The sequence below is a fragment of the Oceanobacter mangrovi genome (assembly GCF_019740315.1).
GTDB lineage: Bacteria > Pseudomonadota > Gammaproteobacteria > Pseudomonadales > Oceanobacteraceae > Oceanobacter > Oceanobacter mangrovi.
In genome coordinates this window covers 79056-104346 of record NZ_JAHXZR010000001.1, presented here as the reverse complement: position 1 = coordinate 104346, position 25291 = coordinate 79056, and the positions used below count along the sequence as shown (strand labels likewise).

At 54.7% G+C, this 25291-nt stretch carries 24 protein-coding genes; 10 read left to right on the top strand and 14 right to left on the bottom strand.

The genetic code is table 11. The annotated features are described in order from the left end of the window. Nucleotides 1-77 precede the first annotated feature (77 nt). Nucleotides 78-1424, bottom strand: coding sequence for a TolC family outer membrane protein (locus K6123_RS00445; protein ID WP_221793050.1), 1347 nt, complete (start codon nucleotides 1422-1424; stop codon nucleotides 78-80). A gap of 149 nt (nucleotides 1425-1573) precedes the next feature. Here K6123_RS00445 and K6123_RS00440 point away from each other — a divergent pair, with 149 nt between their 5' ends. From K6123_RS00440 to parE, 5 genes are all read left to right on the top strand, one after another. Beyond that, nucleotides 1574-2194 (top strand): NUDIX domain-containing protein, encoded by a 621-nt coding sequence (locus K6123_RS00440; RefSeq protein WP_221793048.1) that lies wholly within the window; start codon nucleotides 1574-1576, stop codon nucleotides 2192-2194. Between the two features lie 20 nt (nucleotides 2195-2214). Next, nucleotides 2215-2700: a DUF1249 domain-containing protein gene (locus tag K6123_RS00435; protein ID WP_221793046.1), complete on the top strand. Its 486-nt coding sequence runs from the start codon at nucleotides 2215-2217 to the stop codon at nucleotides 2698-2700. Between the two features lie 90 nt (nucleotides 2701-2790). After that, nucleotides 2791-3597: a 3',5'-cyclic-AMP phosphodiesterase gene (gene cpdA, locus K6123_RS00430; RefSeq protein WP_221793045.1), complete on the top strand. Its 807-nt coding sequence runs from the start codon at nucleotides 2791-2793 to the stop codon at nucleotides 3595-3597. Between the two features lie 23 nt (nucleotides 3598-3620). Next, nucleotides 3621-4229: a YqiA/YcfP family alpha/beta fold hydrolase gene (locus K6123_RS00425; protein ID WP_221793043.1), complete on the top strand. Its 609-nt coding sequence runs from the start codon at nucleotides 3621-3623 to the stop codon at nucleotides 4227-4229. Between the two features lie 72 nt (nucleotides 4230-4301). Then, complete coding sequence (gene parE, locus K6123_RS00420) at nucleotides 4302-6272, top strand: DNA topoisomerase IV subunit B (RefSeq protein WP_221793041.1); 1971 nt, start codon at nucleotides 4302-4304, stop codon at nucleotides 6270-6272. Between the two features lie 92 nt (nucleotides 6273-6364). Here parE and K6123_RS00415 read toward each other — a convergent pair whose 3' ends face one another. The 12 genes from K6123_RS00415 to K6123_RS00360 form a co-directional block, all read right to left on the bottom strand. Continuing rightward, complete coding sequence (locus K6123_RS00415) at nucleotides 6365-7297, bottom strand: TonB family protein (RefSeq protein WP_221793039.1); 933 nt, start codon at nucleotides 7295-7297, stop codon at nucleotides 6365-6367. Continuing rightward, the gene (locus K6123_RS00410) at nucleotides 7297-7806 is read right to left on the bottom strand and encodes an ExbD/TolR family protein (RefSeq protein WP_221793037.1); all 510 of its coding nucleotides are present in this window, start codon (nucleotides 7804-7806) and stop codon (nucleotides 7297-7299) included. Before K6123_RS00410 ends, K6123_RS00415 begins: the two co-directional genes overlap by 1 nt. Continuing rightward, nucleotides 7803-8324, bottom strand: coding sequence for an ExbD/TolR family protein (locus K6123_RS00405; RefSeq protein WP_221793036.1), 522 nt, complete (start codon nucleotides 8322-8324; stop codon nucleotides 7803-7805). The genes K6123_RS00410 and K6123_RS00405 overlap by 4 nt, the downstream gene beginning before the upstream one ends. Before the next feature lie 13 nt (nucleotides 8325-8337). Beyond that, a complete protein-coding gene (locus K6123_RS00400) occupies nucleotides 8338-8982 on the bottom strand; it encodes a MotA/TolQ/ExbB proton channel family protein (RefSeq protein ID WP_221793034.1) in 645 nt (214 codons plus the stop codon). A 113-nt stretch (nucleotides 8983-9095) separates the two neighbouring features. Then, nucleotides 9096-9404 (bottom strand): hypothetical protein, encoded by a 309-nt coding sequence (locus K6123_RS00395; protein WP_221793032.1) that lies wholly within the window; start codon nucleotides 9402-9404, stop codon nucleotides 9096-9098. Beyond that, nucleotides 9401-10150, bottom strand: a complete 750-nt coding sequence (locus K6123_RS00390) for a tetratricopeptide repeat protein (protein ID WP_221793030.1) — start codon at nucleotides 10148-10150, stop codon at nucleotides 9401-9403. The genes K6123_RS00395 and K6123_RS00390 overlap by 4 nt, the downstream gene beginning before the upstream one ends. Further along, entirely contained in the window at nucleotides 10131-12962 is a 2832-nt protein-coding gene (locus K6123_RS00385; RefSeq protein WP_221793028.1) for a tetratricopeptide repeat protein, read from the bottom strand. Before K6123_RS00385 ends, K6123_RS00390 begins: the two co-directional genes overlap by 20 nt. Beyond that, nucleotides 12955-14874, bottom strand: a complete 1920-nt coding sequence (locus K6123_RS00380) for a tetratricopeptide repeat protein (RefSeq protein WP_221793026.1) — start codon at nucleotides 14872-14874, stop codon at nucleotides 12955-12957. Before K6123_RS00380 ends, K6123_RS00385 begins: the two co-directional genes overlap by 8 nt. 2 nt (nucleotides 14875-14876) lie before the next feature. Further along, nucleotides 14877-15374, bottom strand: a complete 498-nt coding sequence (locus K6123_RS00375; RefSeq protein ID WP_221793024.1) for a hypothetical protein — start codon at nucleotides 15372-15374, stop codon at nucleotides 14877-14879. A gap of 7 nt (nucleotides 15375-15381) precedes the next feature. After that, the gene (locus tag K6123_RS00370; protein WP_221793022.1) at nucleotides 15382-15825 is read right to left on the bottom strand and encodes a peroxiredoxin family protein; all 444 of its coding nucleotides are present in this window, start codon (nucleotides 15823-15825) and stop codon (nucleotides 15382-15384) included. A gap of 47 nt (nucleotides 15826-15872) precedes the next feature. Next, a complete protein-coding gene (locus K6123_RS00365; RefSeq protein ID WP_221793020.1) occupies nucleotides 15873-16931 on the bottom strand; it encodes a hypothetical protein in 1059 nt (352 codons plus the stop codon). After that, on the bottom strand, nucleotides 16913-17647 hold the full coding sequence (locus tag K6123_RS00360) for an SH3 domain-containing protein (RefSeq protein WP_221793018.1): 735 nt from the start codon (nucleotides 17645-17647) through the stop codon (nucleotides 16913-16915). The genes K6123_RS00365 and K6123_RS00360 overlap by 19 nt, the downstream gene beginning before the upstream one ends. A 513-nt stretch (nucleotides 17648-18160) precedes the next feature. On the opposite strand from K6123_RS00360, the gene parC reads away from it, so the two are divergent. After that, on the top strand, nucleotides 18161-20428 hold the full coding sequence (parC, locus tag K6123_RS00355; protein ID WP_221793016.1) for a DNA topoisomerase IV subunit A: 2268 nt from the start codon (nucleotides 18161-18163) through the stop codon (nucleotides 20426-20428). Between the two features lie 56 nt (nucleotides 20429-20484). Here the strand turns inward: parC and rsmD are convergent, their stop codons facing one another. Beyond that, nucleotides 20485-21039, bottom strand: coding sequence for a 16S rRNA (guanine(966)-N(2))-methyltransferase RsmD (rsmD, locus tag K6123_RS00350; RefSeq protein WP_221793013.1), 555 nt, complete (start codon nucleotides 21037-21039; stop codon nucleotides 20485-20487). Between the two features lie 168 nt (nucleotides 21040-21207). On the opposite strand from rsmD, the gene ftsY reads away from it, so the two are divergent. The 4 genes from ftsY to rpoH all read left to right on the top strand — a co-directional run bounded on the left by ftsY (nucleotide 21208) and on the right by rpoH (nucleotide 25270). Next, nucleotides 21208-22509, top strand: a complete 1302-nt coding sequence (ftsY, locus tag K6123_RS00345; protein WP_221793010.1) for a signal recognition particle-docking protein FtsY — start codon at nucleotides 21208-21210, stop codon at nucleotides 22507-22509. A 27-nt stretch (nucleotides 22510-22536) separates the two neighbouring features. After that, nucleotides 22537-23211: a cell division ATP-binding protein FtsE gene (ftsE, locus tag K6123_RS00340; protein WP_221794374.1), complete on the top strand. Its 675-nt coding sequence runs from the start codon at nucleotides 22537-22539 to the stop codon at nucleotides 23209-23211. Further along, complete coding sequence (gene ftsX, locus K6123_RS00335; protein WP_221793008.1) at nucleotides 23198-24235, top strand: permease-like cell division protein FtsX; 1038 nt, start codon at nucleotides 23198-23200, stop codon at nucleotides 24233-24235. The genes ftsE and ftsX overlap by 14 nt, the downstream gene beginning before the upstream one ends. A 165-nt stretch (nucleotides 24236-24400) precedes the next feature. Beyond that, nucleotides 24401-25270, top strand: a complete 870-nt coding sequence (rpoH, locus tag K6123_RS00330) for an RNA polymerase sigma factor RpoH (protein ID WP_221793006.1) — start codon at nucleotides 24401-24403, stop codon at nucleotides 25268-25270. The last annotated feature ends 21 nt before the right edge of the window (nucleotides 25271-25291 follow it).

Below are 25291 nucleotides of genomic sequence, written 5' to 3'. Positions count from 1 at the left end.
ACAACAGACAAAACAAAAAAGCGCCCATTACAGGCGCCTTTTTGTTGAGCAGGATTTGAACGAGAGTCGCTGAAAACTCAGCTTTCCAGCCAGCTGTTGAGCAACTGGATATCCTGTTCGTTGAGGGTACCGGCGTAGAACTTGAGGTTCAGCAGGTTGATGATGTAGTCGAAACGCGCGTTGGCGTAGTTGCTCTGGGCAGAGAACAGCTGGCGCTGGGCGTCGAGCACTTCAACGATGTTACGGGTGCCCACTTCATAACCGGTTTGGGTGGCTTTCAGGGCCGTCTCTGCCGAAGTGATCGACTGACGACGGGCATCAATGTTCTGCACACTGGTTTGCAGCTGACGGTAGAGGCTGCGGACGTTCTGTTTTACTGAACGACGCTGGCTTTCCAGCTGGTAATCAGCCACCGCCAGGTTGCTGGCAGACTGTTTGGTCTGGGCGTACAACGAGCCACCAGTGAACAGCGGTACCGAGACGTTCAGACCAATGGTCTTGGAGTTGGCATCGGTTGGATAGCTGTTCAGTGACGGTGCGCTGTCGCCACGGGTATAGGCGGCGCTCAACGTCACGGTTGGCAGGTGATTGGAACGGGTCGCATCACGCTGCAGCCGAGCTGCATCTTTCTGGGCTTCTGCCATCTGGATACCGGCGTATTTGTCGAGACCGGAATCGACCCATTGCTGTACGTCTGCCGGCATTGGCATCTGCATGGCAACGTTCTGACGCAGTGACGCCAGATCGTCATAACGCTGGCCGGTGAGGGTTTCCAGTGCTTCGTAGCTGACGTCCAGCGCCGCTTGCTGTGACAGCAGGTTTACATAAGTGAGGTCGTAGGTCGCCTGGGCTTCCTGAACGTCGGTGATGGCAATCAAACCCACTTCATAACGCTGACGGGTTTGTTCCAGCGATTGCTTGACCGCTTTTTCTTCAGCTTCGGCAGTGGCGAGGTTTTCGGCCGCACGCAGCACGTCAAAATAGGCCTGGGCGGTACGCAGCAACAGGTTCTGCTCAGACAATTGCAGTTGGGCGGCGTAGGCGTCATCGACACTGGCAGCAGCCTTGTAGGTATACCAGCTGTTGAGGTTGAACAGCGCCTGGGAGGCCGATACCTGGAATTGCTGCATCACATAGTCACTGGAATAGGACTGTGGTGAGCTATCGCCATTGAGGATGTAGTTGGCAACACTGGCACTTTCACCTTCAACATCGTAGCGAGTAACGCTGTAGGAAGCCTGTGCTTGTGGCAGGATAGCACCGCGGGCAATATCGACGTTATAGCCATTGGCTTCACGGCTGGCGCGTGCAGCGGCGATTTCGGCGTCGTTGCTGGCTGCCTGTTGGTAAATGGTGCTAAGGTCAGTTGCGTTTACGCCACTGGTCGCCAGGACCAGGAATGTCAGTGGGATCATTTTTTTCATTGGAAACCCGTGCTGGCTGCGGTTAAAAATTGCTGTCGAGTTTATCAGAAATAACCGTCGGCCAGCGTTTGCATTGTGCATCCGGTCAGAACAGTGAGTGTAACAAATGCATGCCTGTATTCTTGAATGGATATATAGATAGGTCAAGTATGAATCAGAGCCAGATCAATTTTGGACACGAAGACTGGCAGCTGGAAAAGCGGGAAACCGTTTTTCAGGGCTTTTTCCGGATGGACCGCCTGAGCCTTCGCCATCGTACCTTCGCCGGTGACTGGACGCCGGTATTTGAACGTGAGCTGTTTGAACGCGGTGAAGCGGTTTGTGTGATGTTGTTTGACCCGGCCCGGGATCGACTGATTTTTACCGAGCAATTTCGCATTGGTGCGCTGGCTGATGGTCATTCGCCCTGGTTGATCGAACTGGTGGCCGGCATGGTGGAAGACGGTGAAAGCTGGGAAGCGGTGGCTGAACGGGAAACCCTTGAAGAGGCAGGATGCCGCTTTCAACAGCTGATCCCAATTCACCATTACTGGGCGTCGCCGGGTGGTTGCAGCGAAAAGATTCATCTCTATTGCGGCTTGCTGGACAGCGATGGTGTGGGTGGCCTGCATGGTCTGGAAGACGAGCATGAGGATATTCGGCTGGTGGTTATGAGCTTTGACGAAGCCTGGCAGTTGCTGGAGTCTGGCCGCATCAATAACGCCGCCAGCATCATTGCCCTGCAATGGCTGAAAATTCATCACAGTGAGCTGCTGGCCCCGGCTGACTGAACAAGCACACTGGTAGTGGCATGATTAATCGTAAAAACAAACGCTATGTACCGGATTTGACTATCCTTTCATCATTGGGGCAGGCGAACTATGCCCGGCTCCAGAAACTGGTGAAAGATGACCGGGTGGGCGTTGATCATACTTACAGGGTGAGTAATGGCTCCCACTCTGGTCAGCGAATATCCGTTAAAATTGAGGCAAATCACCGTTATACAACGATGGTGAGGGTAGCCCAACAGGATGACAGCAGTCAGTGGAGCATGCCGCCGGTTATGCAGGTGCGGATGTATCACGACGCCCGACTGGCAGAAGTGGTTGGCTATCAGAATGAAACTGTGCGTGAAGGCCGCTACGACTACCCTAACGAAAAAATGCGCTTGCCGGATGAGAAAACCCAATTAAATCGATTTCTGGCAGACTGGCTGGAACATTGTCTAAAATTTGGGCATCTGGACCATCCCGTGGATGCGGCGTTTGAGCAGCAGGAGACACCCCGGCAACATTGACCGGACATCTGGCTGTTATTGAAAGGGTGAATCCTGATTCACCGATGGTATGAACTGGCAACGTAGTGGCACATCCGCAAGGAGTGGTGTTTGGTTTATCTGGATTACAAAGATTGCATCAGGTTGCTGCAGTTATCCGACACGCATCTGAATGCCCCTGAAAATGGCCACCTGCTGGGCATGAAGACGCTCGACAGCCTGCGTTCCGTATTGGATGTGGTTGACCTTGAGCATCCTGTCATTGACCTGGTGCTGGTGACTGGCGATCTTTCCCAGGATGGTTCGGTTGAGTCCTATCGCCACTTGCGGCGGGAGCTGGACCGCTTCGAGTCGCCATGCTACTGGCTGCCTGGTAATCACGATAACCAGACCAACATGGATCTGGTGGCAGCTGACAAACAGCTGCGTAACCGCGTTATCAAAACTCCGCATTGGCAAATCATCCTGCTTGATACTCAGGTCGAGGGCCAGGTTTATGGAGAGCTGGCTGAAGCTGAACTCTGGATGCTGCAGCAACAACTGCAGGCTGAGCCGGATTTACATACCCTGATTGCTTTCCATCATCACCCGATTGCAATGGGCAGCCGCTGGATCGATACCATTGGTATTCGCAATTCCGAAGCCCTGCTGGCGCTGGTAAACGCCTATGATAATGTTCGCTGTCTGATCTGGGGTCATGTCCACCAGGCCAGTGATCAGCTGATTGACGGCGTTCGTTATTTGTCGACACCGTCGACTTGTGTGCAGTTTGAACCGCACAGCAAGGACTTTTCCGTCGACCGTCGCTCACCGGGTTACCGTTGGCTGGAGCTGTATCCAGACGGTCGTATTGAAACCAGTGTCAGCCGGGTTGACCATATTGAGTTTGAAGTAGATTACTCTGTTAAAGGATACTGAAACCTTTTCTGCGGAGTTTGCCCTTGTCTGCCAATCAAACTGTTGCCTGTCTTTATCTGCATGGTTTTCTGAGCTCTCCGGCGTCGGCCAAGGCCCAGCAAACACTGGAGTATTTCCAGCGTGAGCTGCCGGGTTGTCTGATCAAGGCACCGGTTTTACCTTTCAGTCCCTTTGAAGCGATCCAGCTGGCGCGTCAAACCCTTGATGAGCTGGCACAGCAGTGCCCGCAGGTTTTTGTAATCGGCAGTTCGCTGGGCGGTTTCTACGCCACCCGACTGGCGCAGGATCTCGGGGTTCCGGCGGTCCTGGTGAATCCGGCTGTACGTCCTCACGAATTGTTCCGGCATTATCTTGGGCCGGTAACCCACTACCACACGGGTGAGGTTCATCAGCTGGAAGAGCGCCATCTGCAAATGCTGGCAGATATTGCGGTTGAATCGATAGCCCAGCCCAACAAGCTGCTGGTACTGCTGCAAACCGGTGACGCGACACTGGATTACCGCCACGCCGAACAACTCTATGAACGCTGCCAGCTGGTGATTGAAGCGGGTGGTGATCACGCCTTTCAGGGCTATGACCAGCATTTGCCCGCTATTGTCGCCTTTGCCCGCCAGCACTATTACCCGCAGTAAGGATGCCAGCCTGACGGTCGCTCGTTATACTCGGGCTGCCGATCATGGGCCGAGGATGTTAAAGAGGTAGCTATGTCCGAAAATCGCAGCAGCCAGGCGCGTGCTGGTGAATACAATGCATCATCGATTGAGGTGCTCAGTGGTCTGGATCCGGTGCGCAAACGCCCCGGTATGTACACAGATACCACCCGCCCCAATCACCTCGCCCAGGAAGTGATTGATAACTCGGTGGACGAAGCGCTGGCAGGTCATGCCAGCTCCATCGAAGTGGTATTACACGACGACGGCTCGATGACCGTAACGGACGATGGTCGTGGGATGCCTACCGATATTCACCCGGAGCACGGCGTTTCCGGCGTCGAACTGATCCTCACCAAGCTGCATGCCGGTGGCAAGTTCTCCAACGACAATTACCAGTTCTCCGGTGGTCTTCACGGGGTCGGTGTATCCGTAGTGAATGCGCTGTCGCAACTGCTGGAAGTAACCATCTGGCGTAATGGCGAAGTACATCGCATCGGCTTCCGTGACGGTGAAAAGGCAGTTGATCTGCAAGTGGTCGACAGTTGTGGCAAGAAACGCACGGGTACCAGCGTACGCTTTCTGCCGGATCCAAAATATTTCGACAGCCCACGTTTTTCCGTAGTGCGACTGAAGCACATCCTGCGGGCCAAGGCGGTGTTGTGCCCAGGGTTGAAGATCAGCTTCAAGGGCGTTGACAATGCTGACAACGAAGAATGGTTCTATCAGGATGGTCTGAAAGACTATCTGGCCGCTGCCAGCAAGGGTTACGAAGTGCTGCCTGCCGAGCCATTTACCGGCTCTTTCGCTGGTAAGACCGAAGCGGCCGACTGGGCAGTGCACTGGTTGCCGGAGGGCGGTGAACTGCTGCAGGAAAGCTACGTCAACCTGATTCCGACGGCACAGGGCGGTACTCACGTTAATGGTTTCCGCTCCGGTCTGCTGGATGCCCTGCGGGAGTTTTGTGAATTCCGTAATCTGTTGCCGCGAGGCGTCAAACTGACTCCGGACGACATCTGGGAGCGCTGTGGCTACGTCTTGTCAGCCAAGCTGGCCGATCCGCAGTTTGCCGGTCAAACCAAGGAACGGCTGTCGTCCCGCGAAGCATCAGCCTTTATCTCAGGCATTGTGAAGGATGCCTTTGCGCTGTGGCTGAATGACAACATCATTGATGCTGAAAAGCTTGCCGAGCTGGCGATCAGCAGCGCCCAGAGCCGTCTGCGCAAGGCCAAAAAGGTGGCTCGCAAAAAAATCACCCAGGGCCCGGCATTACCCGGCAAGCTGGCGGACTGCACTGGTCAGGACAGTGAGCGCACCGAACTGTTTCTGGTGGAGGGTGACTCGGCGGGTGGTTCCGCCAAGCAGGCCCGTGACCGCGAATTCCAGGCCATCATGCCGCTGCGCGGTAAAATCCTGAATACCTGGGAAGTCGATTCCGACCAGATTCTGGCGTCTCAGGAAGTGCATGATATTGCGGTGGCGCTGGGGATTGATCCGGCCTCGGATGACCTCAGCGGACTGCGTTATGGCAAGGTTTGTATCCTTGCTGATGCCGACTCGGACGGCCTGCACATTGCAACGCTGCTGTGCGCGCTGTTCGTACGCCATTTCCCGGCGCTGGTGGCGGGTGGTCATGTCTATGTGGCGATGCCGCCGCTGTACCGGATCGATATTGGCAAGGATGTTTATTATGCATTGGATGAAGCCGAGCGGGCGGGCATTCTCGAACGTATCGAAGCCGAGAAAAAACGGGGCAAGGTCAATGTCCAGCGCTTCAAGGGGCTGGGGGAAATGAACCCGATCCAGCTACGCGAAACCACCATGGATCCGAATACCCGTCGGTTGGTGCAACTGGTGCTGGAAGATGAGCGTGAGGCTGTGGATAACTCCGACGAAGAAGCATCAGAAGGCTCGGCCAACTATGCCGAAACCATGGAACTAATGGATATGTTGCTGGCCAAGAAGCGTTCTGGTGATCGCAAAAACTGGCTCGAACAGCGAGGTAACGAGGCTGAGCTAGCCTGATAATCCGAAGCCTGCCAGCGGCAGGTTTAACTAACGCTGAAAAACAAAAAGGGCTGCCCGAAGGCAGCCCTTTTTGTTGGCCGAAGCCTGGATCAAGGCACAAAGTTGATGGGGAATTCAACGTTGGCTTTATCCACTTCCGGACGGTTCTTGAACTCCATACGGCGACAGAAAGACACAAGACGCTTGTGCAGGTCGTCGTTGTTCAGCTCACTGCTACCGATTTCACAGGACTCAACTGAACCATTCGGCAGAATGGTGACGTCGAGTACCACGGTACCAGCCAGTGTCGGATCATCACGCTGGGCGCGACGGTAGGCACTGAAGAAACGCTGTTTGTTGGATTCAAACACCAGTCGCAGCTCTTCCTGGGTACGCTTGGTAGCGGCTTCCTTGGTCTTGCGGACCTCTTCTGCCGATACTGCAACCGCAGTGGTGCTGCGCTCACCTAGCGCTTCGCCGGAGGTAGCTGCTGTCAGGGTCGATTCATCGATACCTGCCAGTGAAACCACGGCATTCTTGTCAACAATACTGCCAGCACCGACTGCGGCACTGCCGTTGTTGCTCAAGGCTGCGCTGCTGGTATCCAGCTTGGCGCTCGGGATTGCAGAAGCCAGTGCGGCGAGGGAGTTAAGTGCATCGGCACCCAATGCTTCCTTCACTTTTTCCTGGGCTTTCTTGCGCTCCTCTGGCTTGGCTTCTACCTTTGGAACCGGTTTGGGTTTCGGTTTCGTTTTTTCCTCAGGTTTTGGCATTTCCGGCTTTGGCTCTTCTTTCTTCTCTTCCTTTGGTGGAGGAGGTGGTGGAGGAGGCGGTACCGGCTTTTTCTGTTCCAGCAACTTGGCCAGTGTTGGCGGCACTTTTTCCAGCTCACTACGGTCCGGTTCCGGCACGTTGATAAACGGGATGATGACGCCAACAATCACAGTGAACAGCAGCAAGCCGACCAGAATCGGGATGTAGCGTTTTTCACTGCTGTCAGACCATGGCAACACAGGCTGGTGACGCATGATTTGCTCACTCATTACGCACCTCCCGCATCGACTTTGTTAACCGCCAGCGAGATATTGCTGTAGGTTGCTTCGGAACAGGTACTCATGACCCGCTTCAGCAACTGATACGGCGTATCCTTGTCGCCTACGATGGTGATGAAGCGTCCGGCCTGCAGGGCTTCCGGCGACAGCGGGTCACGTTCGGCCTGGTATTGCAGTTCTGCCAGCAACGGCTCAATCACTTCTTTCTCGTTGTCCGTTTCGTTCAGGTTTGCCAGTGCGATGATTGAACGACCCTGTACCAGGATGTCGTTTTTGTTCACCATCACTACCAGTTGTTCTTCCGGCATGTTCTCGGCAATCGAGGCAGGCAGTTCAATCTGGTCGGCATCTTCAACCCGGACATCGTTCTGGTTGACCATCAGGAAGAACACCAGAATGGTGAAGATATCCATCAGGGCAGTTAGGTTCAGCGTACCGCCGCCGCGATTACGCTTGTGGTTGCGCTCCATTCGTTTGGCGCGACGAGACGTCTTCTTCATTGTGAAGCCTCCGTTGTGTTCGCCTGTTCTTCTGGAGCTGCACCCAGGGAAATGTCCGGGAACAGTTGGGCATCAACCACGGATGTCACTACAACAGCCGGGTAAACTCGTACGCTATCCATCACGTTGACCAGAGTCTGGTAATCAATACCGGGCTCAGGCAGCAGGTTGATTGCGCTCTTGTCTGCAAAAACCGGATCTTTCTTCAGTTCCTGCAGGGCAGCAGACAGCCCCTTGAAGTCGTGTTCCTCACCGATATTCGGCAGGTTGGCTACCACGCTGGTTTGCAGCATGTAGCTGTAAGACACTTCCAGGCTGTCCTTACGGATGATGACCTCGAGCGTCACATCTTTTGGATCCACCACAGTGGGTGAATCACCCGTGGGTAACTTGAGATCGAGAACCGAAATCTGCGAGAACACCATGTTCAGCAGCAGTACCGGTACCAGCACGATCATCAGGTTCATAAAGGATGTAACGTTGAGCTCCGCCGTTTCTTGGTTACGTTGGCGTCTCATGGGTGGTTACATCTCACTTGTTGTCGGTGGAGGACGGCTTGCGTTCAGTGATGATGTTCAGGAATTTGACGCCAGCCATTTCGATGCTGTCGACAATTTCGTTGGTCTTGGTTTGCAGGTAGGTGTGCAGCAGCAGCAATGGAATCGCCGCCATCAGACCGAATGCCGTGGTGTTCATGGCCACGGAAATGGATTGTGACAGCAGGGTGGCTTTTTCAGCTGGAGCAGCGTTGGCTACGGCGGTAAAGGCCGCGATCAGACCCATAATGGTACCCAACAGACCCAGCAGGGTAGCAATGTTGGCCAGGGTAGAGACGTATTGGGTACGTTTTTCCAGTTGAGGAACTGCTTCCATCAGACCTTCTTCCATGGCGTATTCAATTTCTTCACGACGCTGGCTACCCGGAATGCGGGCAATGGCCACGGAGAAAATGTCGCCCAGCTTGGTGCCGGACTCATTGGCGTAGTTCAGTGCTGCACGCATATCGCGTTTTTCCAGCATTGGCAGGATTTCTTCGAAAGCCTTGCGGTTAGATGACTTTTCCTTGGTCAGGTACAGCAGACGTTCGATGGCAATCGCCAGACCGATGGCCATGACGATGGCGATCGGGTACATGAAGGCGCCACCTTCTTGAAAGAAGCGAACGATGGATTCCATAGGAGTTCCCCCAAAAGTTATTGCGTAATCAGTAGTTGTTGATAAATGTTTGTGAATCCGGATTTAAGCGGATTCAGGTTTCAAATACGTGCAGCTATGCGGCATTTGGTCGACTATTTCCCGCTTTGGTGTTGTTCGGCCAGATTGTCGCCAAAGCCGGTTTTGAACCGCTGTGAATATTCCACTTCACGATAGAAGCTGCGGGGTTCCAGGGGTTCAAATCGTTCCTCTTCATAGCCGGTAACAGCTTCCAGTTCGATTTCCTGGTCGGATGGCGTTTTCCAGGAAGTAATCGTCAGGATGCCGGCGTCTTCTGCACTGCCCATGATGTCGATACCTTCCAGTTGAATGGAGTCGGCAGCATGGCTACTGGCGGACAAACCCAACAGCAGCAGGGCAAGGGATTTAGCCAGGTGTTTCATTCGCTAATCTCCTCAGGTGCGGTGTCGGGCTGGCTTGATTCCGCTGCTGCGTCAGTCGCAGAGGTTGCTTCTGCCGGTTCGGCCGGAGCTGGTTCAGCAGCGGGGGGAGTTTGGGGTTGGCTGGCCTCAAGGCGTTTGCTGAGGTCCGTAATCCAGATATCCAGTTGCGGGTCGTCTTCTGCATAAGCACGCTGGGCAGCCTTGTACTGCACCAGAGCCCGGGCCTGGTCGTTCATATAAAGGTCGTAAAGGATGCCGAGGTTGTAATGAAGGTCGGCGCTGTTATTTCCGGAGCAGGCGATGGCCTGTTTATAGTTATCTTCCGCCAGGCTGAATTCACCCAGTTCGCGAGCAATCGGTCCCATGGTTGCCAGAGCCGGACAAAAGCCGGGCTTCAACTGTAAGGCGGTTTCGACCGAACCTTTGGCCGCTTCAAATTCACCGTTGTGATATTGCGACAGCGCCAGATTGACCCATACTCCCGGGAAATCCGGGTTGCGCTCAGACATCATTTGCCAGTGCTGTTCAGCCTGTTTGAAATTCTTGCTTTTCAGCAAAATCAGGCCGTGTTTGTAGATACTCTGGGTATCTGCATCAATACCGGCATTGGGGTCTTCGACCTGTTCTGCCGGCTGATTGGCCTCATCTGCGGTCGGGGCTTCGTCAGGTTCGTTGTCCTTGACTCCCAGAGTACCGCAGCCACCAAGGGCCAGCAGGACGATAAAACTAGCGAATCTGACTAACATAGCCTGGTGCCTTTTCTTCCTTGCGATATTGGGTTGGCTTCAGCTCTGACATAACTTCAAAGCTTTTCTTGACCCATTCATCGTAAATACCGTCGTAGGTGCGGTTGATGTTTTTCATCTGGATATCCATCGCCGCCTGTTCAAACGGGTAGGCCTGGTCTTCCAGCAGGAATTGGTACTCTTCCAGCTCCAGATCATCCATACCGGCCGGCCGTTCGGAGTTCAGCAAAGCCTTGCTGAGCTGGGTATAGAGCTGGCCAATGCGGTAGGTCGAGGCCGTGGTGTACTCCTGCACGCCAGACTGCACGGTATCGGTATACATTTGCTGGGCCTTTTCCAGTGCCTTGTTTTTCTTCGGAATACTCTTGTTCAGCGGCAGGCTGAGCGGAATCTTCTCGTAGTCAGTGCGGGCCATTTCGGCCAGTTCATAAGTGGCACCGGCTGCCAGGAAACGCGAGCGTGGCGTGGCCTTGGCACCAGCGTCGTTGTTCAGCTGGATCACTTTCTTGAGCCAGTAGAGGCGTTTGCCCATGGCTTCTTCGGTACCCTCTGCGGCGTACAGTTGCTCCAGCTTGGCGTGTGCTTCAACCAGTGGGTCGAATGGCTTCTCATAGCTGTTGGCGTAACGTCTGTACATGATGATGGCACTTTCCGGATCACCGGCTTTTTCGTAGTACTCGGCGGCCTGGAAGCAGGCAATACGCTGCTGTTTAACATCGGTACTGGTACGCCATACGTTGGTCAGGATCTTGGCGGCAGGGCCCCATTTTTCCTGCTGTTCGTAGATGTACACCAGCTTCTGCGGAATATCCTTGCTGAGCTTGTTGTCAGGGTATTTCTTCTGCAGAGTCAGATAAGCCTGTTCGGCTTCGTCGTACTTCTTGACTTCCAGCAACAAGGTCGCAGCGTCGAATTCAGCCACAACCGAGTTTTCACTGCCCGGCGTTACGTCGCCAATACGGTTCCAGTTGGAGGCTGCCAGTTCGTAATTGCCCTGTTCGCGAGCCTGTTCACCCTGTTTGTAAATCGCAGCGGCAACTTTTTCGCGCAGATCCTTGCGGGTCTTGCGATCAATCTTGTTGTATTTGAGCGCTTCCCGGAGGGATTCTTCGGCCTCCTGATAATTGCCCAGCTCATAAGAGGCGTGGCCTCGTACCAACGCAGCACCGTAGCGATGCTGGGCAGAAAGGCTGTCGCGAATTTCCCAGGCCATACGGGAAACGGCAAGCGCTTCTTCGTAGTTGTCGTCTTCCAGGAACAGCTCGGCGGTGGCAACCAGTACCTGGCCACGTTTTTCGTGATCCGGGAAAGCGCGTACAAATCGCATGGCATTTTCAGCACCTTGCTGACGCCACTCGTAGGCCTGCTGTTCGTCGGTTGGCTTGTACTTGCCGTAGGTCAGTACGGTTGCATAGCCAGCTTCGGCGGCTTTTTCATAGTCCGGATACTGGTAGGCGACGATTTCGTAGTGATCCCGAGCCAATGGGTAGTTGCCGATCTCATAGGCGATTTCAGCCAACAGGAAATGGGCTTCGGCAATATCGGCAGCATCGGGTACGCTGCGGATATAAATCTCATACCACTTGGCGGCCTGGGCATAACGCTCAGCTTTTTCGCTGTCGTTTTTGGCTTGCTGGGCCCAACCGTGGTTGAACTTGGCCAGATCCAACAGATAGCTGGCCAGTGGCTCCTTGATGGTTTCCCGTACTTCGTCGCTGTGGGCCAGCCAATATGGCGTATCGATGCCAAAACGGTCGATGTATTCGCCTTCATACTGGCGCTTGAGAACCGGGTAGTTGGCATCGTTGTACAGCGTAATCATCTGCTGCATGGCTGCCGGAGCACGGTCATCATCAGGATAACGGGCAACAAAGGCAGATAACGTCGACGCAGCACTCTGGTAGTACTTCTGCTCGACATAGACTTCAGCGAGACGCTGATAGACCAGGTATTCGTAGTGACGATGGCCATGGCGGTCAAAGAAATCACCGATTTCTTCCCACTCACCACGGAAGCTGAAAGTAACAGCCATGTTGTAGAGGCTGTCTTTCAGGATTGCCAGATCGCCACTGGAAGCGACATCAATGCTGGCGGCAGTCGGGAACATTTCATCCAGCAGGTTGGCAAAAATATCCAGACTGTCGTCGTAACGGCTTTGCTTGAATACGGACCAGCCTTTTTTATAGACGGCGTCGTTGTAGTACTTGTTGCCGGGCTTGCCGTACGCCTGAATGGCGCCAAAGGCGGTTTCCGCCGCGGTGTAGTCACCCATTACGTATCGCAGTTCGCCCAGTCGGAACTGGGCGTCAAGGTAATAGGCAGAATCCGGGTAGTGCTCAACCAGGCTATCCAGTACCCGTACGGTATCTTCTGGCTGGGCGGCAATGCTGTAAGCCTTGGCCAGCTGATACAGAATCTGGTCACTGCCTTCGCCAAACTGCTGGTCGGCCAGATTGGCTTCCAGGGAACGAATCGATTCCGCCAGCTCGGCCGGAGAAATCTGCTTTTCTTCTTCACTGACGAAGTCGCTTTCCATCATCGCAATCTGGCTATTGAGGCTCAGGGCTGCAACGCGCTGGGAAGCAATCAGCAGATATTTCTGGTCATCCGGAGCGACCTGAAGATACGCCTGATAACGTTTGACCACGTCTTCGCTGGTGACGATTAACGGTTCCTTGGTTGGTTGCTTCAATGAGTGATAACTCATCTCGGCGATGGTGTTCTGGGGTTCCGTCTGGTGGGTGACGCAGCCGGAAGTCAGCAGCATGAGGGTGCACACAGCTGACCATAATGGAAGGCGCTGGTCAGTCATGGTCAGTCGAGCCTCCTGCTGCGGCGTTATTGCGTCGGAATTCCTGGTCATAAATACGGGCAATAGCCAGACGGGTGGTGGCCAGATAGTGTTTGAGGCGGTCTGTCAGGTTCGTCAGATGTTGCTGGGCAACGGCGACAACCTGTTGGCCTTGTTGCTGTTCAAGCTGATCCAAGGAACTGCGGAAATCGTTCAAACGACTGCCGTAGTCGCTGAGATAGCTGTCCTGTTCCGCAGTTTCAGCCATAAACTCAGTATTCTGGACCGCCAATTGACGCTGACTCAGTAGCTGGTTGCGTAACTGGCGATGCTGGGCCTGCAACTGCAGCAGCTGTTTTTGCTGCTGCCATTGGCGCGCGGGAACGGCTTTGGCGGCTTGCCACAGCTGTACCCCCGAAAGAAATTCAGCCTGGGCGCGGAGCTGGTTTTCCAGTGGCGTATCGCCATTGGCTGCTGCATGGACTGTGGCCAATTTTTCCAGACGAGCATTTTCATTGGCATTGGCAAACGGTACCAGCGCCAGCTGTTGTTGCTGAATTGTCAGCTGCTGTTGTTCTACCTTGGCCTGCAGCGCGGTGACCTGTTCTGCCATGGCGTCGAGCTCGCTGCTATCGGCCCAGCTTTGCTGATTGGCCAGACGCTGCTGCTGAACCTTCTCCAAACGGCTGGACGCTGTGGCTGTCCATTGTTGCAACAGCTTGATGTCAGCCAGTTGCTGACGTGCTTCGATAAAGTCGCTGCTGGACAGCAAGCCTTCCAGCTCGCGGTTTAGACGGGAAGCGGTCAGGCTGCCGGTGGTGGCGGTCAGATATTGCTGGTTATTGTCATCGGCAATCAGGTTGCCAGACCAGCTGGTGACCCATTTTTGCAGCAGTTCCGGCTGGCTCAACTGACCAAGACGTTGTAATACCTTGCTGAGGCGGCGCTCGGAATATTCATAAACTGGCAAGGATTCAACGCTGCCCTGTAACAGCTCTGCGATGTAGGACGTCGCCATCAGGGATTCCAGGACGTGGACATCCAGTGGCTCGAAGTTTTCCTGCAGCACTCGCCAGGGCTGTAATGCCTGGTCATATTGCCAGCGCTTGCTCAGCGTCCAGCCATATTGCAGCAGGGCATCTGCGGTGTATGGACTGTCTTTGGATATGACTCGCAGCAGTTCAATGGCACTGTCGTAACGCTTGTTGCGCAATTCGTATTTGGCAGCGGTCAGATTGAGGCGGTCGTTGAAGGCAATTTGATCCGGGGTGCCCGGATTGGCCCAGCGATAATCGTCAACCCACGCCAGCAGCTCGGCGGATTCAAGGCCCTTGCGCATTTGGGCCAGCATCAGGTTGTAGGCGGCAAAATGGGACCAGTCTGAATCTGTATCAATCTGTGCCAATTGCTCCGTCGCCGACTCGATCTGGTTCTGATTGGCTGCTGCGGTGGCTGCAATAAAATGGCCTTCAGCAACAGACTCGGCAGTAAGGTGGGCGGTTGGTGCCAGTGCTCGGGCAACCAGCTGACCAGCCAGGCTCCAGTGATTTTGTTCACTGGCACGCTTGGCCAGCATCAGCCAGGAGTCACCCAGGCCTTCCATCTTGTTGAGACGGGAATCTGCCAGCATGGCTGCAGCAAACTGCTCCATGCCTACATCAAGAAAGCCTTCTGGCAAGGTGTAGGAGACATCGTCATCCGCCAGTACCTGACCGCTGTCGCTGCCGGAAATGGCGTCGAGTGGCTGGCCGGTCATAAAACGATAGAAATAAACCCGTTTGGCCAGTTCATAATCAAGCAACTCAGCCCCTCTGGCCGGTTGTGGCTGAGTGGCTGACAAGCGATCAAGAATGCCATTTCCTGTATCGCCGCTGGCGGAGGCGGTCATTACAGCTGCCGCCAGGCCAAGGACAAGAATTCCCTGTCTACGCATGACTACCAAGCCTTGAGTGTCGCTGACGCGCTGTGCAGGGCGCTGTTGTCAGAAATGGTCAGCAGCAATTTCAGGTGTTGATCAGTTTTCCTGAAAGTACCTTCATAGACCAGGTTACGAATTTGCTGATTGCCATCCTTACCCTTGAACACCGCGCGCAATTTATGGAAACCGGGGCTGACGACAAAGTCTGCCAGTGGCTGGATCGCACCCGCTGACAGCGCCTGAACTTCCTTTTCCGTATAGGTGTAGGTGATCGGGGCAATGCCTGCGCCGCTCAGTTCAACAGACATTGGCTTGAAAAACTGGCCATCTGCCAGCGCAATATAAACGGCAGCCTTGCTGACAATCGGGCTGGTCAGCTGCTTTTCTATGGTTATCAGCTCATTGTTGAGCTCGATAACACTGCGTTTGGCCTGTTCAACGTTCAGCGCACTGTCGTCCGCTGCCAGCGCCAGAGATGTTGTAAGCCAGAGCATCCCTGCAACCCAAAATTTCATAACCACCTCAATTCATGGAATCCGCGTTTGCTTGTTCTGACACCATTTGTTGCAGTGCTCGGTCTGCCAAACTCTGGTTACGGGATAATCTGCCAGTAAATGTGTAAGCCAGCAGGCCATCCCGATTAATCAGCATTACCGCTGGCTGGGGCTCAACGCTCCAGGCATTGGTCAGGCTGCGGCTGTATACCAGCAGCGGCAGCGTTGTTTTTGGTACCTGGCCCTGCAAGGATTCTTCTGCCGTCCAGATAACCCGGCTGACCAAACCACTGGCAGCATATTTCTGCAACAGCTGTTCGTAGGCCGGTAGGTCCTTGTCGCAGGACTCGCAGGAGCCAACCCACAGCAACATTACCGGGTGACCAAGCTGTTCCTCGATATTGAAACCAAAGCCGCTACGCAAGGCTGGCAGTGTCAGACCGGTGACTGGCTGACCAGGTTGCAGGTTCACTGCGCCTGTTTCGGCGTGAGTCGTAAAACCGGCTGCTGCAAGCAATATCAGTAGTAGAAGCCGAACTCGATGCCCCATTGCAAACCTCGATGCGTACCTGCTTTATTCAGGACTGAGTCGTCCACATAGAAATATCGGGTTGTGGTGCCCAGCCAGTATTCGTCCAGCATGAAGTGGAGCGAGGTACCAACACTGCTGTAGAGACCGTTGCTGCCACCGGTGAACTGTTCACCGACCATGCCTTCCAGGTTCAACTGCCATGGGATAAAGGTCTTGCCATTGGTGCTGGCAATGCCATTCAGCAGTGAATAACCAATACCGGTGCTGATGGTGCGGAAGGACGCATTCTTCTTCATCGCTTCGCTGCCATCACTGTTGTAGATGGTTGGATTGCCAAATGAAGACATGCCCAGCTCAATGTTCAGCAAGGCATCAAAGCGGTCGGTCAGGTGGTAGCGCAGGTTGCCGCCAAACACCAGCTGGTCGCCAAAGGTAGCGGAGGTCTGCTGGGTCAGTGACATACCAATCATGCCCAGCTGTTCTGGCAATGAATCGTCGAAATTGAGTGTGTGCGGAACCGGCTCAAAAATTTCGGCTGGCTGCTCAACCACAGTGCCAGCTACCAAAGGCAACAGGCCTTGCATAACACTAGGATCATCCAGGGCATTGGTGGCTACTGTTGTCGCAGAAGCCGTTGTTTCTGAAGTCTTCATGGTGCCCAACAGCTTCGCCATCATGGCCGGATCTTCGAAAGCATTTGCTTCCGGTTGCTTGCTGACCTTGATGGTCTGCAACAGCTTTTCCATTACTGCGGGGTCGTTCATCACTTCCGTGGTATCAACCGGCAGGGACTGTTGCTGATTGGCAGCGGATTGCTGGGCCATCACTTGCAACAGCTTTTGCATCACCTCTGGATCATTCAGTGCTTCGCTGTCGACCACGGGAGAACTTTTCGCCACTGCCTGCTTGTTGATCATTTGCAACAGCTTTTGCAATACGGTCGGATCGTCCAGCGCTGACGCAGGTGCTTCTGCCTGAACCAGTGGTGAAATACTCAGGAGTAAACCCAGTGCCAGACTGGATTTTTTCAGAAACGAATTTTCCATACTAGGGCTAACGCTCCATGGTTTGCACTATTGCCAGAGAGGGCTTGCTGGACTTGCACGCGTCCGCCAAAACTGACGTTGTAAGCTAGGTTCCAATTCAGGTCGGCTGAGGCCTCGATGTAGGGAACCGTGGCGGAGTCGCCGTCGTCATCCCAGCGACGGGAACCGTCCGAGTTTTTGCTCAAGCCACCGCCAAGATAGGCATCCCAGCTCCATGACTCACTTTCCTCGAGCATGAAACGCTTGCCGAAAGAGGCTGAGTACCAGGGGTCTTCGTGGTCAACCGAGCGGGACAACCGGACGGTGAGATCTTCTTCCCAGGCGCGGAAATTAATCCCCAACGCGAGGGCTGATTCAGACGTGACAGCCATGTCTAACTGAATATGGTTTTCATCACTCTGGTCGCGGAACTGTAAGGGTTCCGGGCGACGCAGGGTGTCAGGGTTGAGCATCAGCTCATCAACGCTGATCCAGCCTTCATATTCGCCGGATTTGACGTATAGCCAGTCAAGTTGACGCTTCAGCGGGATCAGATTGGAGTCGGATGGCAGATCGGTAATAACCGGATAGTTGGCAGCAGGTCCCAGACGCAGTTGCAGGGGCGCGGCCTGGCAGGCAGCAGACATGAGCAGACCTGCAGTCAAACCGGTAAGTGCAAAGCTACGAGCCTTGGTGGCGAGCGATGCCTGTCGCAGTTGTTCCAATGTTGCCTTCATAGCGGCACAGGTTCCTTGTAAAAATACCAATTGGCGCTCAGTTGCTGGCTGCGAAGTATGGTGAGGTGAATGCGGCACGTCAATCGTTCGCAGTAACAATGTATCCATCGTGTAATAACTGGAGGGTCTAAGGGGACGCCATTGCCAACTTACAAGACACATACAGTTGGTTATGGTACGGCATTAAAAGGACGGTTTTATGTCACCAGGATAATGAATTGACGACGCATACTTACCAATCGTGACGGAATGTCAGGGCTTTTATCACCGGATCATCTTGCAATAAACGATGATTGTAAAAGCGGATGTCGATAAATCCGTGTACCAAGGAGCGACCGTAACAGAAAGAAATGCTTTGTAAGCACGACTGGTTCACGTTTGTCATGTAGAACAGGTCTTATTTTTGCCCCTCTGGGAATGTTGGCAATGTCCGCTTTGATTGTCGTGACATTGCCGTGGGGCGGAGGCTGGTTCACAATCGGCCGAATTATTCACTGACGTATTCGAATATTCATGACGCAAACCAGTTATACCGACGATGGCGTAGAACGTCAGTCGTTGCGCCAGTATACCGAGAACGCCTATCTCAACTATTCCATGTACGTGATTCTGGACCGTGCCTTGCCACACGTAGGCGATGGTCTGAAACCGGTACAGCGACGCATCATTTATGCGATGAGTGAGTTGGGCCTCAAGTCTTCGGCCAAATACAAGAAGTCAGCCCGTACGGTCGGCGACGTTCTGGGTAAATATCACCCGCACGGTGACAGCGCCTGTTATGAAGCCATGGTGTTGATGGCGCAGCCTTTTTCCTACCGCTATCCGCTGATTGATGGCCAGGGCAACTGGGGCGCGCCGGACGATCCCAAATCGTTCGCTGCGATGCGTTATACCGAAGCCAAGCTATCACCGTTTGCCGATGTCTTGCTGGGTGAGCTGGGTCAGGGCACGGTCAGCTGGCAGCCTAACTTTGATGGCACGATGGATGAACCGACGACGCTGCCAGCGCGGCTGCCGCACGTGATGTTGAATGGCACGACCGGTATTGCGGTGGGCATGGCGACGGATATTCCACCGCACAATGTGCGCGAAATCGCCAGCGCCTGTATCCATTTACTGGATAACCCGGCAGCGACATTGGATGAGCTGTGCGAGCTGGTGCCAGGGCCTGACTTCCCGACGGACGCGGAAATCATCACACCTCGGGACGAATTGCGGAAGATTTACGCCAGTGGCCGTGGTGGCTTCAAGATGCGGGCGGTTTACGCCATTGAAGATGGCGATATCGTCATCACGGCATTGCCGCACCAGACCTCTGGTGCCAAGGTGATGGAGCAGATTGCTGCCCAGATGCAGGCCAAAAAGCTGCCGTTGGTAACGGACCTGCGCGATGAATCCGATCATGAAAACCCGACCCGGCTGGTGATTGTGCCGCGTTCCCGCAAGGTCGACGCTGATGCCATTATGGCGCACCTGTTTGCCACCACGGATCTCGAACGCAACTACCGCGTCAACATGAACGTGATTGGTCTGGATGGCCGTCCGCAGGTGAAAAATCTGCCGACCATGTTGAGTGAGTGGCTCAGCTACCGAACCGAAACCGTTCGCCGCCGGTTGCAGTATCGGCTAGACAAGGTGCTGGCACGACTGCATATCCTCGAGGGTTTACTGGTTGCCTTCCTCAATATTGATGAAGTGATCGAAATTATTCGTGCCGAAGATCAGCCCAAGCCGGTGTTGATGGAACGGTTTGGCATTTCCGACCTGCAGGCCGAAGCGATTCTGGAACTCAAGCTGCGCCATCTGGCCAAGCTCGAGGAAATGAAGATTCGCGGCGAGCAGGATGAACTCGAAAAAGAGCGCGATTACCTGGAAAAAACCCTCGGTTCCGAGCGCCGTCTGAAAACCCTGATCAAGAAGGAAATTTCAGCGGATGCGGAAAAATACGGCGATGACCGCCGCACACCGTTGGTGATTCGTGGCGAAGCACGGGCTCTGACTGAAGCCGAACTGGTGTCGTCCGAGCCAGTCACCGTGGTGCTGTCGAACAAGGGCTGGATCCGCGCCGCCAAAGGCCACGATATGGACGGCGAAAAACTCAGCTACAAGGCCGGTGATGGTTTTCTGGCTGCCTGCATGGGGCGTAGCAACGATCCATTGATTCTGATCGACGACAGTGGCCGCAGTTATAGCCTGGCGGCTCATAGCTTGCCGAGTGCCCGTGGCCAGGGCGAACCTCTGACCGGGCGTTTGAACCCGCCGGCCGGAGCCAGCTTCCGCCATATGCTGATGGGGCTGGAAAAGGAAGACTACCTGCTCTGCAGTGATGCCGGTTACGGCTTTATCTGCAACATTGCCGACATGCAAAGCAAGAACAAGGCGGGCAAGGCGCTGGTTAGTTTGTCAGAAAATGCCAGGTTGATGGCGCCGGTGCGGCTGACAGCCGTGGATAACCACTGGATTGCGGCGGTCACCAATGAAGGCCGGCTGTTGATGTTCCCGGCTGAAGACTTGCCGCGACTGGCGAAAGGCAAGGGCAACAAGCTGATCAACATCAGCACGGCGCGGGCGTCTGCGCGTGAAGAATGGCTGGTGGCGGTGGTGGCGCTCAATCCGGCCGACCAAATGGTGGTCTATTCCGGTAAGCGTCATATGACGCTGAAGTTCAGCGATCTGGAACACTATCAGGGCGAACGAGGTCGCCGAGGCAACAAGTTGCCACGAGGCTTCCAGAACGTTGACCGCCTTGAAGTAGTGGGAACCGCAAGCGAGTCTGACTAAGCAGCCGGTCAGGCTCTTTTAAATCAGAACCTTGTGGCAAGGCTGGCCCGTTCGGGTCAGCCAGCTTCAACCTGAAACAGTCGGAAGCAGAACTCCTTGGTCTGCTTTTGTTTCAGCTCCTGCCAGTTGGGCGGTAGTTGCAGCTGCAGGCCGGTTTCATGTTCGACATACACCAGAGCACCCGGTAACAGGGTGAGCGAATCAATCGCCGGTTGCAGCAGCTTGAGGCCAAACGGCGGATCCAGAAACACCAGATCATAAGGTTCCGGGTTCTGCTTCAGCCAGTTCAGTGCGTCGCCCGCCCAGATCTGGGCATTACGGGCTCCCAGAGTTTGCAGGTTTTCTTTCAGCTGCACCGCCGCGCTGGGGTTTTTTTCCAGAAACACTACTTCTTTGGCTCCGCGTGACAGGGCTTCAAAGCCCAGGGCGCCACTGCCAGCAAAAGCATCCAGCACCCGCGCGCCCTCGACATCAAACTGCAGCCAGTTGAACAGGGTTTCACGAACCCGGTCGAGGGTTGGCCGCAAGCCATCAATGGCCGGGAAGCGCAGTCGGCGGGAGCGCCATTGACCGCCAATGATACGTAACTGCTGGGAAGCGGGTTTTGCCAAGGGAATAACCGTTTTCAAAAATGGGACGAATCGCCATGGTATCAATTCGATTTCGGCAGCCAAAGCAGATAGTCAGTTGCTGCACACAAAATCTACTGCAAATAGTGGTAGCATAGCGCGATTATTTTTCCGGTCTTTTCGACCAGCCAAACAGTCAGATTCATCACCATGTTCAATTTTTTCAAGCGTAAAAACAAAGCTCAGGAAGAAGCGGCCAAGGCTGCTGACGTTGCTGCAGCCGAGACTGAAGCGACCCCGGCGGAAGTTGCGGCCGCTGCACAGCCTTCTGAGCCAGCGGAAACGGCTGGAACAGCCCCTGTCGATACTGTGATTGAAACAGCATCAGCGGCAGCAGAATCCGAGCAAGAACAGACAGACGTTGTAGCCGCCGAGCCAGCGACTCAGGTTGAATCTGCACCGGCGATTGAGCCAGAGCCGATTATTGAGGCTGAGCCTGTTGTTGAGCCAGAGCCTGCAGCGGTCGTTGCTGCTGAACCAGAAGCTGTAGCGGTTGCTACCGAAATGCCGGCAGAAAAACCCAAACGCGGTTTTTTTGCCCGTATCCGAGAAGGCCTGAGCCGTACCCGAAGTGGTTTGACCGATGGCCTGGCAAATCTGTTGCTGGGTAAAAAAGCCATCGATGACGACCTGCTGGAGGAACTTGAAACCCAGCTGTTGATGGCCGACGTGGGGGTTGAGGCCACCGGCGAGATCATGGCACGCCTCACAGAACGGGTATCCCGCAAGGAACTGGGGGATTCTGATGCGCTCTACAAGGCGCTGATTGAAGAACTCAAAACCTCGTTACAGGCGGTGGAAGCGCCGCTGCAAACCAGTGTGGGCAAAAAGCCGTTTGTGATCCTGATGGTGGGTATCAATGGCGTTGGCAAAACCACCACCATTGGCAAACTGGCACGTCAGTACCAGAGTCAGGGCAAAAGCGTGATGCTGGCTGCCGGTGATACCTTCCGCGCCGCCGCCGTAGAACAGCTGCAGGTATGGGGCGAACGCAACAAGGTGCCGGTGATTGCCCAGCACACAGGTGCTGACTCGGCCTCTGTGCTGTTTGATGCCTTGCAAGCGGCCCAAAGCCGTAATGTCGACGTCTTGATTGCCGATACTGCTGGTCGTCTGCATAACAAGGACAACCTGATGCAGGAGCTGGAAAAGGTGGTGCGGGTGATGAAAAAACTCGATCCCGAAGCGCCTCATGAAGTCATGTTGGTGCTGGATGCCGGTACCGGTCAGAACGCCATCAACCAGACCCGCCAGTTCCTGCAGGCCGTTGGTGTGACCGGCCTGACGCTGACCAAGCTGGATGGCACCGCCAAGGGTGGGGTGATCTTTGCGCTGGCCAAGCAATTCGGAATTCCGGTACGTTTTATCGGTGTCGGTGAAGGTATTGAAGACTTGCGTCCATTCCAGGCTGACCAGTTTATTGAGGCTCTGTTTCAGCGCGAAAACGAATAAGGCACAGAACGGAGCTGATTGATGAGCATGGTGCGGTTTGAACAGGTCAGTAAGCGTTATGGCGCTGCTGGCAGGGATGCCCTCAATGGTGTGAGTTTTGAACTGGATCGCGGTGAATTGGCGTTCCTCACAGGCCACAGTGGTGCGGGTAAAAGCACCCTGTTGAAGCTGATGATGATGATGGAACGGCCAACCCGTGGGCAATTGTTTGTTGATGACCAGAACCTCAACAAACTGCGCGCCAGTCAGGTGCCTTATCACCGCCGCAAGGTCGGCGTGGTATTCCAGAATCACCAGCTGCTGTTTGATCGCAGCGTTTACGACAACGTTGCACTACCGCTGCAAATAGCCGGTTATTCACCGGTCGACTGTGCCCGCCGGGTGCGGGCGGCGCTGGACTCCGTTGGTCTGTTGCAGCTCGAACGACGTAACCCGATTGAGCTTTCCGGTGGTGAACAGCAGCGGGTCGGTATTGCCCGCGCGGTGGTCAACAAGCCGCCGCTGCTGCTGGCAGACGAACCGACCGGTAACCTCGACCCCGAGTTGTCCGCCGAAATCATGGATCTGTTTGTGCGTTTCCAGCAGGTTGGCGTGACCGTCTTGATTGCCACCCACGATATCGCCCTGATCGAACGTATGGGCAAGCGGCGACTGATTCTTGATCACGGCCGTATGATGGGAGACACCCATGTCAGCGCCTGAACATCGCAGCGGTGCTGAATACACCCAGCGCAAAGTGGTGCGTAATGACACTCCGCCACCCACCCGAAAACCCTCCTCTGGCGCTTCTGCCCAGAACCTCGGTTTCACGGCCCGACTGATTGCCTGGCTGGGCCATCACCAGTTGGTGGCAGTGGAAACCCTGCTCAAGCTGCTGGCCAAACCGGCTGCCAGCCTGCTGACCTGGCTGGTGATTGCGATCGCGCTGACCTTGCCGGGCGGCCTCTGGATGGCGGTCAGCAACCTTGAACAACTCAGTGGCAGTGTGCAGCAATCGGGTCGTATGAGTGTTTATCTCAAGCCCGAGTTGTCGGTGACGGCCGCAACGACCTTGAAGCAGCGGATCGATCAGTTGCCGGGCGTGGCGAAAACCTCGCTGGTGGATGCCGATGCGGCGCTGGCGCAGTTTCGTGAAAATACCGGTTTGGCCGATGTGCTGGATATGTTGGATGGCAATCCGCTACCAGCAGTGATTCTGGTCGAGCCACCACTGGATCTATCCCGCGATGCCTTGCTGGCGTTACAGCAAAAGCTCGCTGACCTGGCGGGCGTTGAGTCCGTTGAACTGGATCTGGCCTGGCTTGAACGGCTTAACAGCTTGCTGGCATTGGCGCAGCGGATTGTACTGATTCTCGGCATTCTGCTGGCGCTGGCGATTCTGCTGGTGGTGGGCAATACCATTCGATTGGCAATTGCGGCGCGGGTTGATGAAATCCGGGTGGTCAAGCTGGTAGGCGGCACCAATGCCTATGTACGTCGGCCGTTTCTCTATACCGGCCTCTGGTACGGTATGGTCGGTGGTGTGTTGAGCTGGATTCTGTTGATCATATGCTGGGCGGTATTACATGGCCCAGTAGCTGAATTGGCCAGTTTGTACGGTTCCGGCTTTGAATTGCAGCCGCTCTCAGCTTCGGCGGCGCTGACACTCTTGCTGGTTGGCATGGGACTTGGCTGGTTTGGTGCCTGGTGGTCGGTTAGTCGTCATCTGGATGAAATTGAACCATAGTGTAATATTTTTATGGCAGATTGTTCTGGAAAAGGAACCATTTGCCGTCTTGGCGGTCTTTATTTTACGGTGCTACACTGCGTTGCGAGTTTCGTGTGTGTACCCTTGATGGGTCTACCCGACCAATACAGTGTTTGATTAACTGTTCACTAATTGGAGTGTTCAATGAACAAAGGTTTGCAAGCCGTTGATGCCTTGTCTCCGGGAGCCAATCTCGAAGCCTACCTTTCTACGGTCAATGCGATTCCTGTCCTGAGCGTCGAAGAAGAGCGTGAGCTGGCTGAGCGTCTGCATTATCAGGACGATCTCGATGCTGCCCGTCGTCTGGTTATGTCGCATCTGCGTTTTGTTGTTCACATTGCCCGCAGCTACTCTGGCTACGGTCTTAACCAGTCTGACCTGATTCAGGAAGGCAACGTCGGTCTGATGAAAGCGGTCAAACGCTTCAATCCGGAAGTTGGTGTACGCCTGGTATCCTTCGCTGTGCACTGGATCAAGGCCGAGATTCACGAATACATCCTGCGCAACTGGCGTATCGTCAAGGTTGCGACCACCAAGGCCCAGCGCAAGTTGTTCTTTAACCTGCGCAGTCAGAAAAAACGTCTGGGCTGGTTGAGCCAGGAAGAAGCTGCATCGATTGCTGATGATCTGGGTGTTGAAACCAAAACCGTATTCGAGATGGAAGGCCGTCTGAATTCCTATGACGCCGCGTTTGACGCCGGTGTTGATGACGATGACGAAACTGCCTATCAGGCACCGGCCTACTATCTGGAAGACAAGAGTGCCGACCCGGCGCTGATGGTTGAGACTGAGAACTTCGAACAGGATGCCAATGAACGTCTGGCGGTTGCGCTGGGTGATCTGGACGAGCGCAGCCGGGCGATTCTGCAGCAGCGCTGGCTTAATGAAGAGAAGTCCACTTTGCACGAACTGGCGGCCATGTATAACGTTTCCGCTGAACGTATTCGCCAGCTGGAAAAGAACGCCATGAAGAAACTCAAGGATGCGATGGGCGGGGCTTTGATGCCAGCCTGATGCTTTGGGAAGCTTCGATAC

Bases quoted from the DNA above. Each gene is read 5' to 3' on its own strand.
- K6123_RS00410 (WP_221793037.1), bottom strand. From the start codon at position 7,806: ATGAAGAAGACGTCTCGTCGCGCCAAACGAATGGAGCGCAACCACAAG.
- K6123_RS00440 (WP_221793048.1), top strand. From the start codon at position 1,574: ATGAATCAGAGCCAGATCAATTTTGGACACGAAGACTGGCAGCTGGAA.
- K6123_RS00380 (WP_221793026.1), bottom strand. From the start codon at position 14,874: ATGCGTAGACAGGGAATTCTTGTCCTTGGCCTGGCGGCAGCTGTAATG.
- K6123_RS00395 (WP_221793032.1), bottom strand. From the start codon at position 9,404: ATGAAACACCTGGCTAAATCCCTTGCCCTGCTGCTGTTGGGTTTGTCC.
- K6123_RS00405 (WP_221793036.1), bottom strand. From the start codon at position 8,324: ATGAGACGCCAACGTAACCAAGAAACGGCGGAGCTCAACGTTACATCC.
- rpoH (WP_221793006.1), top strand. From the start codon at position 24,401: ATGAACAAAGGTTTGCAAGCCGTTGATGCCTTGTCTCCGGGAGCCAAT.
- K6123_RS00415 (WP_221793039.1), bottom strand. From the start codon at position 7,297: ATGAGTGAGCAAATCATGCGTCACCAGCCTGTGTTGCCATGGTCTGAC.
- K6123_RS00360 (WP_221793018.1), bottom strand. From the start codon at position 17,647: ATGAAGGCAACATTGGAACAACTGCGACAGGCATCGCTCGCCACCAAG.
- K6123_RS00375 (WP_221793024.1), bottom strand. From the start codon at position 15,374: ATGAAATTTTGGGTTGCAGGGATGCTCTGGCTTACAACATCTCTGGCG.
- K6123_RS00435 (WP_221793046.1), top strand. From the start codon at position 2,215: ATGATTAATCGTAAAAACAAACGCTATGTACCGGATTTGACTATCCTT.
- K6123_RS00365 (WP_221793020.1), bottom strand. From the start codon at position 16,931: ATGGAAAATTCGTTTCTGAAAAAATCCAGTCTGGCACTGGGTTTACTC.
- ftsY (WP_221793010.1), top strand. From the start codon at position 21,208: ATGTTCAATTTTTTCAAGCGTAAAAACAAAGCTCAGGAAGAAGCGGCC.
- K6123_RS00385 (WP_221793028.1), bottom strand. From the start codon at position 12,962: ATGACTGACCAGCGCCTTCCATTATGGTCAGCTGTGTGCACCCTCATG.
- K6123_RS00445 (WP_221793050.1), bottom strand. From the start codon at position 1,424: ATGAAAAAAATGATCCCACTGACATTCCTGGTCCTGGCGACCAGTGGC.
- ftsE (WP_221794374.1), top strand. From the start codon at position 22,537: ATGGTGCGGTTTGAACAGGTCAGTAAGCGTTATGGCGCTGCTGGCAGG.
- parE (WP_221793041.1), top strand. From the start codon at position 4,302: ATGTCCGAAAATCGCAGCAGCCAGGCGCGTGCTGGTGAATACAATGCA.
- K6123_RS00390 (WP_221793030.1), bottom strand. From the start codon at position 10,150: ATGTTAGTCAGATTCGCTAGTTTTATCGTCCTGCTGGCCCTTGGTGGC.
- ftsX (WP_221793008.1), top strand. From the start codon at position 23,198: ATGTCAGCGCCTGAACATCGCAGCGGTGCTGAATACACCCAGCGCAAA.
- K6123_RS00400 (WP_221793034.1), bottom strand. From the start codon at position 8,982: ATGGAATCCATCGTTCGCTTCTTTCAAGAAGGTGGCGCCTTCATGTAC.
- parC (WP_221793016.1), top strand. From the start codon at position 18,161: ATGACGCAAACCAGTTATACCGACGATGGCGTAGAACGTCAGTCGTTG.